1 protein-coding gene is annotated in these 1,259 nt (G+C 73.1%); it reads right to left on the reverse strand.

Annotated features, from left to right (window positions below; genetic code table 11):
* Positions 1-1,094 (reverse strand): glycosyltransferase (locus QLQ12_RS46800; RefSeq protein WP_282767546.1); only part of this gene is annotated, 1,094 nt, incomplete at its 3' end.
* Between the last annotated feature and the right edge of the window lie 165 nt (positions 1,095-1,259).

Consider the following 1,259-nt stretch of genomic DNA (forward strand, 5'->3'; position numbering starts at 1 on the left):
GTCACGGCGAGTTCGTGGTAGCGCTGGGCGACGGCGGGCCAGCGTGGCGCCGGCTCGGCGTGGCCGCTGCGTTCGCGCAGTGTGGCGGCCAGAGCGGGCTTGGTGAGGATCTTGCGGATCGCGGTTGCCAGGGCGGCCGGGTTCTTGTGGGGAACGAGCAGGCCGGGCCCGTCGGTGAGCAGTTCCACCGCGTGCGGGAACGCGGTCGCGACGACCGGGATCCCGGCCGCCACCGCCTCGACGAGGACGCCCGAGGTGACCTGCTCGGTGGAGTCGTACGGCAGCACGACGACATCGGCGGATCGGATCAGTTCCCCGAGCGCCGCGTCGTCGAGGTAGTCCGACTCGTAGCGCACGTGGTGCGCGACGCCGAGTGCCGCGCCGAGCTGGTGCAGGCTCGCCCGGTACGCCTCGCCGTGCACTTCGGCGACTTTGGGGTGGGTCCGGCCGGCCACGGTGTAGACGGGCGCCGGATCGGGGCTCCGTAGCCGGGCCAGGCCACGCAGCGCCCACTCGATGCCCTTGCCCGGGCCCAGCAGACCCCAGGTGAGCATGTGTGGCTGCTCGTACCGGCGGGCCGGCGGACCGGTGTAGTCGGAGGCGCCGTGCGGGATCACCGAGACCTTCGCCGCGTCGACGGCATAGCCGGCGAGCAGCCGGTCGTGTGCGGTCGCGGTGATGGTCACGACCGCCCCGGCGGCGGCCGCGATCTGTTCGAGCAGAGACTTCTGCCTCGCGGTGGGATGGGCCGGCACGGTGTGCAGGACGACGAGGCTCGGCACCGTGAGGCGGCGCAGCACCGACAGGACGTCTCCGCCGTCGCGTCCGGGGTAGATGCCGTACTCGTGCTGGACGACGGCGACGTCGAAGGTGTTGAGCACCTCGGCGGCGTCACGCCAGCCGGACAGGTCCGTGTCCACCCAGGTGTGCGCCACGCCGGGGGCGGGCCTGAGGTCGTCGCCGTTGCCGGCGACCCGCACGACTCCGGCCGGCTCACCGTCCGTGCCGAGGTGGGCGGCCAGCGCCGCGTTGAAGGTCGCCAGGCCGCAGCGGGTGGGCGGGTGAGTGCTGAGGAATCCGTACCTGATGGTCATGAACCGTGCCTTCCGGTTGTCGGCCCCCGCCGCGGGTGACACGCCGGCAGACCTCACGCGGTGACGGCGCCGACCTGCCAGCGTGTGTGGCGGGCGACGGGCCGGCCCGGAACGGGCCGGCCGTGCCGAGGATGCGAATCGTGCGGTGAGCGGATCCGTGTCAGT

Source organism: Actinoplanes sandaracinus (genome assembly GCF_030009775.1).
Classification (GTDB): domain Bacteria; phylum Actinomycetota; class Actinomycetes; order Mycobacteriales; family Micromonosporaceae; genus Actinoplanes; species Actinoplanes sandaracinus.